Genomic DNA, 6228 nt, shown 5'->3' on the forward strand with positions numbered 1-6228 from the left:
ACGGCAGTTCGAGCCGATGCCGCCTGGCAGACTCGTGCCATGGCGAGCGATGGCCGGTTGAAGATCGGCCTGTTGCGCATGACCGAGCTGTCCGAGCCGGCACGTTCGGTCCACGGCGGCTACCTCGACGTGTTCCGGCTGTTCTTCCGCGACCACGACGTCGAGATCGTCGACGTCGCCGTCCATGACGGCGACACGCCTGCGTCGATCGACGACTGCGACGGCTGGGTGATCTCGGGCAGCCCCGACTCGGTGTACGACGGCAACGGGTGGATCGCGACGGGCGAGGACATCGTCCGGGCCGCAGTCGCCGCCGAACGGCCGCTCGTCGGCGTCTGCTTCGGACACCAGCTGATCGCGCAGGCTCTGGGCGGGCGTGTCGAGCCGGCCGAGGTCGGCTGGGGGGTCGGCGCCCACCGCTACGAGACGGTACGCCCGCTCGGCACCGTGAACGGCACGACCACGGTGCTCGCCGCTCACCAGGATCAGGTCGTCGTGCCGCCGCCCGACGCCGAGATCTGGAGCCGCTCCGAGTTCTGTCCGTATGCCGGCTTCCTCATCGGCGAGCGGACACTCACGATCCAGGGGCATCCCGAGTTCACGCCGCCGCTGGTCGACGCGCTGTACCGGAGCCGTCGCGATCTGATCGGCCACGACACGGTCGAGCGGGCGCTGACCACCCTGTCGGAGCCGCTGTCGAGCGGTGAGATCGCCGACGCGATGGTCGGGATCATCCGCGGCTGAGCTCGACCGCGCGGCTGAACACGTCGTCGAGCATCTGCTCGGTCAACCGGCCGGTGAACGTGTTCTGCTGGCTGGGGTGGAACGAGCAGAGCAACGTCGGGCCGTCCGGCAGCGCGACCTCGAGACCGTGACCGAACTTCGGGCGGGGCCGCACGCCGAAGTGGCGACACGCGGCGTCGTAGCCGAACCCCCCGAGGCAGACGACGACTCGTGCGTCGGCCAGCAGTTCGAACTCGCGCCGGAGGAACGGTGCGCAGGCATCGCGCTCCGACGGCAGCGGCTTGTTCGCCGGCGGCGCGCACTTGACGGCGGCGGTGACCCAGGCGCCGACCAGCCGCAGGCCGTCGTCGGCCGACACCGATGTCGCCTGGTTGGCCAAGCCGGCGCGGTGCATGGCGCGGAAGAGCCAGTCGCCGCTGCGATCGCCGGTGAACACCCGGCCCGTGCGATTGGCGCCGTGGGCCGCGGGTGCGAGGCCGAGCACGACGATGCGCGACTCGGGATCGCCGAACCCCGGGATCGGCCGCCCCCAGTACGTCTCGTCACGGAACGCGGCCCGCTTCTCGTCCGCGACGCGCTCGCGCCACGCGACCAACCTCGGGCACTGACGGCAGGACACCACGGCCGCTTCGAGTTCGCCGAGGTCGGCATGACGACTCACGGGGATCGACAGTAGGTTGAGACGCACGATGGCCCGAAAGACGACCGCCACTCCGGCGAAGAAGGCAGCAGCGCCGAAGCACCAGAAGCCGACCACGGTGCTGCTGGTCCGCCACGGCACGACCCCCACCACCGGCAAGGTGCTGCCAGGACGCGCCCCCGGCCTGCACCTCGCCGACGACGGCGTCCAGCAGGCCGAGCGCGCCGCCGAACGCATCGCCGAGGTCGCGAAGGTCGACGCTGTCTACTGCTCGCCGCTCGAGCGGGCCAAGGAGACGGCGGCGCCGATCGGCAAGGCGGTCGGGATGCGCCCGAAGGTCGACCGCGGCCTGCTCGAATGCGACTTCGGCGACTGGACCGGCGCCGAGCTCAAGAAGCTCATGAAGCTCCCCGAGTGGCGGACGGTCCAGAAGGCACCGTCGACGTTCCGCTTCCCGAACGGCGAGAGCTTCACCGAGATGCAGGTCCGCATCGTGACCGCCCTCGACCGCCTGAGGGCGCAGCACCCCGGCGGCACGATCGTGTGCGTCAGCCACGCCGACCCGATCAAGGCAGCGATGGCCCATGCGCTCGGCACCCACATCGACCTGTTCCAGCGCATCGTGATCTCGACGTGTTCGATCAGCGGCATCGCCTGGTCGACCGACGGTCCGATCGCGCTCACGGTCAACTCGACCGGCGGCTCGCTGCGCGACCTCACGCCGTCATGAGCGCGTTCTACGAGTTCGAGGAGGTCGACACCTTCACGACCGGGGCCATCGGCGAGCCGGGCGCGCGCGTCTTCTACCTGCAGGCGCGCGCCGGCAAGCAGCGCGTCGCCGTCAAGTGCGAGAAGCAGCAGGTGTCGGCCATCGTGCAGTACCTCCAGCGCGTGCTCAACGACCTCCCACCCCCCGAAGATCGCCCCATCGACGCGGCGCTCGAGCTGGCGGGTCCGGTCGAGCAGGTGTTCGTCCTCGGGCCGATCGGGCTCGGCTACGACCGGAGCTCCGACCGGCTGATCGTCCAGCTCGAGGAGATCGGCGCCTACGACGACGAGGGCAACGAGCTCGAGGGTGGCGACGGCCACATCCGGCTCTACGTCACCAGAGGCCAGGCGGCCTCGTTCTGCGAGCACGCCGAGCGCGTGGTCGCCGCCGGGCGGCCCGATTGCCAGTGGTGCGCCCGCCCGATCGATCCGGATGGACACGCGTGCCCACGGATGAACTGAACGTGCTCGCGAGCGAGGCGATCCCCGACCCGGTCGCGTTCCTGATGCACGCCGAGCCCGAGCTCGAGGGCCGCATGCCGTGGAGCTCGAACGCCACGTTCCTGGCCACGATGCGCTGCGGCAGCGGCTCCGACCAGGTCGAGCAACGTGCGATCTACAAGCCGGTCCGTGGCGAACGCCCGTTGTGGGACTTCGAACCCGGCCTCCACAAGCGAGAGCGGGCGGCGTACCTGCTCAGCGAGCACCTCGGCGTCGGGGTCGTGCCGCCGACCGTCATCCGCGACGGCCCGCTCGGCGAGGGCTCGTTCCAGTGGTTCGTCGATGCCGACCACTCCGAGCACTACTTCACCATCTTCGAGCAGTTCGAGCACCTGCACGACGACCTCCGCCACATCGCGGTGCTCGACGTGCTGGCCAACAACACCGACCGCAAGTCGGGCCACTGCCTCCTCGCTCACGACCGCGTGTGGGCGATCGACAACGGGCTGTGCTTCAGCGCACCGTTCAAGCTCCGCACGGTCATCTGGGAGTTCGGCGGCGAGCCGATCGACGACGCCCTGCTCGGCCGCGTCGCGCCGTTCGTCGAGCGGATCCCCGTCGACATCGCGGCGCTGCTCGACGACGACGAGATCGCCGCGATGCAGCACCGGGCGACGAAGCTCGTGACCGAGCGGGTGTACCCCGACGACGAGAGCGGGCACCGCTACCCCTGGCCGCTGGTGTGACCCGCCGGGGCGACGACGACCGAGCGGGCCGCGACGACGCGCTCGACGGCCTGATCCATGCCGTCGACCTCGACGGGCTGGTCAGGACGATCGACGACCGGTGCGCCGATCACGACTGGGCCGGGCTGCTCCGGCTGCGTGACCGCTGCCTCGCGGCGACCCGTGAGAGCGGACGGCAGCTGTGGCCTGCTGCGACGCTGGCCGAGTACCGGCTCGCACTGCTCGCCCCGCCCGAGTGGGCGGCATCGGTGCTCGACGGCGAGGCAGGCCGCTTCACGATCGGGCCGCTGTCCGAGGTCGTGGCCGTCCACCACACGTGGCACGACCTCCAGCCCCATCTACCGCGCGTGCCGGTCGCGACCTTCGTGGCGCACGAGCGAGCGATCCGCGGCGAGTCGATCGCTCCGGAGACTCTGGCCGACCTGCCGCCCGTCATCGACATCCCCGCAGCCGTGCAGCCGTGGGAGCCGGCCTACCCGGTGTCGACCTATCGCGACGTCGGTGCCGAGCACCCCGAGCCGGCACTGGCCGGACATCTCGAGCACGTCACCGTCGCCGAGGTGGGCGCCCTCGTCGAGGACGACGCGACCGAGCTCGCCGTCCGCTCGCTGCTCGACGCCTGGACCACGACGTCGACCGGGCACGCCGAGGTGGTCTGCGTCGAGGGCGACGCGCTCGGGGCGCTCGGGGCGCTCGGCGTGCGGTCGGCGCGCATGATCGAGATCCCTACCGGCGAGGCGCTGGCCCGCATCGCGTGGGCGGGTGCCAGCGGGGGCGCCCACGGACGGCGACGCGGCATGGCGATCGGGCGGTTCTCGATGTGGTGGCTGCTCGGCGCCCTCGGTCACCTCCACGACCACTGGCCGCCGACGAACACCGACATGACCATGTTGCTCGAGGATCTGCGCTGGTACCGCTGGGACGCTCACGAACCGCCCGGGGGCTGGCGACTCCAGCTGGCCGTCGACGACGCCGACGAGGGTCTTGCTTGGGCGATCAACGCGTCCGATCACGCCTGATCGGCGGCGGCGATCGAGGCGAGTTGCCGCCAGATCGCCGCCAGGATCAGGGCCGAGCCGACGAACGCGAACCAGAACGGGCCGGTCACGCCCCAGACGCTGGCGATCACCCCGCCGAGTGCCGACCCGGCGACGAGCGTGCCGAACACACCGACGAAGTAGACGCTGCCGACCCGGCCCTGGAACTCGGTCGGCACGGCGCGCTGACGGATCGTCACCGACGTCGTGCCCCACGCCGACTCGTGGATCCCGAACACGAAGAACACGCTCATCGCGATCACCGGCGTCGTGGTGAGCGCGAACACGAGATGCGTCAGCGTCTCGATGATCAGACCGATCCGCATGATGTTCGCCATGCCGAGCGACTCCTCGAGCCTCCCGTAGACGAGCGCCCCGAACGTGCCGCCCGCGGCGCCGCACGCGATCAGCAGGCCGAACCCGACGTCGCCCAGGCCGAGCCGCTCGATCGAATAGAGCACGAGGATCGACAGCACGGCGCCGAACGTGATGTTGAACGCGACCACCGTGATCGTGAGGGTGCGGATCGCCGGGTGGCGCCACAGCCACCTGACGCCCTCCGCGATCTCGGAGCGCACCGATGCCACCCGCTCGCCCCGGTCGGGCGGCTCGATCGCTATGCGTGTGACGAGGAGCGCGCCGAATGCGATCAGGACGGCCTGCGCGACGAACGGGACGGCGAGTCCGACGGCGAACAGGAACGCTCCGAGCGGTGGGCCCGCGAGTCGGTTGATGGTGATGTTGCCGAACATCAGCCGGGCATTGGCGAGGCCGAGATCGCGCGGCTCGACGATCATCGGGAGGACCGTCGAGCCGGTCGTGTCGACGACCACCTCCGCGGTGCCGACGAGGAACAGCGCGACCAGGACGACGGCCACGTTCACCGTGTCCGTGACGATGGTGACCACGAGGACGGCGAGCAGCCCGGCCCGGATCAGGTTGCCGACAACGATCAGCAGGCGACGGTCGAGCCGATCGGCGACGACACCCGCCTGGAGGCCGAACACGAGCCACGGCAGGCGTTGCAGCAGGGTCGCGAGCGCGATCAGGAACGGATCGCGGGTCTGCGACGCAACGAGCAGCGGCCCCGCCGCGAGCGCGATGCCGTCGGCGACGTTCGTGACCCAGCTCGACACGAGCAGCCACCGGAAGCTGGCGCCCATCCGTGCTGGCGCGATCGCATCGACGAACCGGCTCACGACGCGTCGAAGCTACTGGCCGGCCGTGTCAGCGGAACTCGAGCCGGCGCCCGCGCATCCGCGTCGCCAGCATCGGCAGGATGACCGACCAGTAGGCGGTGGTGCCGAGCATCTCGAGCAGCTCCTCGATCGAGCGGAGCCCGTGCCCGACGGTGTAGCTGTCGACGTCGAGATCGTCGGCCCAGTCGTCGAACAACCCCTCGGTGCCCTCGAGCACGTCGATCCCCTGCGCGATCGCGAAGCAGGCCAGGCACGCGATCAGCATGGCCCGGCCCTTCGGCGCCGCCGACCAGGCGATGAGCACCGAGGCCGCGAGCCCGAACGCCAGCACCGGAGCGAGGAACAGCTGCCAGGAGAACCCCTCCCACCAGTCGACGAGCGCGGACCCCTCGGTCGCCCGCCGGAGCGCGGCGCCGACCCGCTCGTGGATCTCGGCGTTGTCATCGGTGCCGACGTAGATCCAGAACGCGGCGACGCCCAGCCACCGTCGCGGCCGGCGGTCGCCCTCGGCAGTGGCCCAGAGCCCGAGGGCCGTCAACCCGACGGCGACCGCCTGCAGCGACGGTGGCTGGGCGTCGCCGCGTTCTGGATCTACGTCGGCACCGATGACAACGCCGAGATCCACGAGCGGGTCGGCGCCGCGCTCCGGCGGG

8 protein-coding genes are annotated in these 6228 nt (G+C 70.9%); 5 read left to right on the forward strand and 3 right to left on the reverse strand.

Going from position 1 to position 6228, the window contains the following annotated elements:
* Nucleotides 1-39: 39 nt before the first annotated feature.
* Nucleotides 40-744, forward strand: coding sequence for a type 1 glutamine amidotransferase (locus QNJ12_RS10670; RefSeq protein WP_300622623.1), 705 nt, complete (start codon nt 40-42; stop codon nt 742-744).
* Here the strand turns inward: QNJ12_RS10670 and QNJ12_RS10675 are convergent.
* Nucleotides 731-1405, reverse strand: a complete 675-nt coding sequence (locus tag QNJ12_RS10675) for a uracil-DNA glycosylase (protein ID WP_300622624.1) — start codon at nt 1403-1405, stop codon at nt 731-733. The two genes, QNJ12_RS10670 and QNJ12_RS10675, sit on opposite strands and share 14 nt — an antisense overlap.
* 28 nt (nt 1406-1433) lie before the next feature.
* On the opposite strand from QNJ12_RS10675, the gene QNJ12_RS10680 reads away from it, so the two are divergent.
* From QNJ12_RS10680 to QNJ12_RS10695, 4 genes are read left to right on the forward strand one after another with little or no spacing between them, the layout of a single operon-like run.
* Nucleotides 1434-2114, forward strand: coding sequence for an MSMEG_4193 family putative phosphomutase (locus QNJ12_RS10680; RefSeq protein ID WP_300622625.1), 681 nt, complete (start codon nt 1434-1436; stop codon nt 2112-2114).
* Nucleotides 2111-2614, forward strand: coding sequence for a DUF3090 family protein (locus QNJ12_RS10685; RefSeq protein ID WP_300622626.1), 504 nt, complete (start codon nt 2111-2113; stop codon nt 2612-2614). The genes QNJ12_RS10680 and QNJ12_RS10685 overlap by 4 nt, the downstream gene beginning before the upstream one ends.
* Nucleotides 2596-3339, forward strand: coding sequence for an SCO1664 family protein (locus tag QNJ12_RS10690; protein WP_300622627.1), 744 nt, complete (start codon nt 2596-2598; stop codon nt 3337-3339). The genes QNJ12_RS10685 and QNJ12_RS10690 overlap by 19 nt, the downstream gene beginning before the upstream one ends.
* A complete protein-coding gene (locus QNJ12_RS10695) occupies nt 3336-4358 on the forward strand; it encodes a hypothetical protein (RefSeq protein WP_300622628.1) in 1023 nt (340 codons plus the stop codon). Before QNJ12_RS10690 ends, QNJ12_RS10695 begins: the two co-directional genes overlap by 4 nt.
* Here the strand turns inward: QNJ12_RS10695 and QNJ12_RS10700 are convergent.
* The gene (locus QNJ12_RS10700; RefSeq protein ID WP_300622629.1) at nt 4349-5575 is read right to left on the reverse strand and encodes an MFS transporter; all 1227 of its coding nucleotides are present in this window, start codon (nt 5573-5575) and stop codon (nt 4349-4351) included. The genes QNJ12_RS10695 and QNJ12_RS10700 overlap by 10 nt on opposite strands.
* A gap of 28 nt (nt 5576-5603) precedes the next feature.
* The coding region (locus QNJ12_RS10705) for a hypothetical protein (RefSeq protein ID WP_300622630.1) at nt 5604-6228 on the reverse strand (625 nt) is incomplete at its 5' end.

It is taken from the genome of Ilumatobacter sp. (assembly GCF_030065885.1).
GTDB lineage: Bacteria > Actinomycetota > Acidimicrobiia > Acidimicrobiales > Ilumatobacteraceae > Ilumatobacter.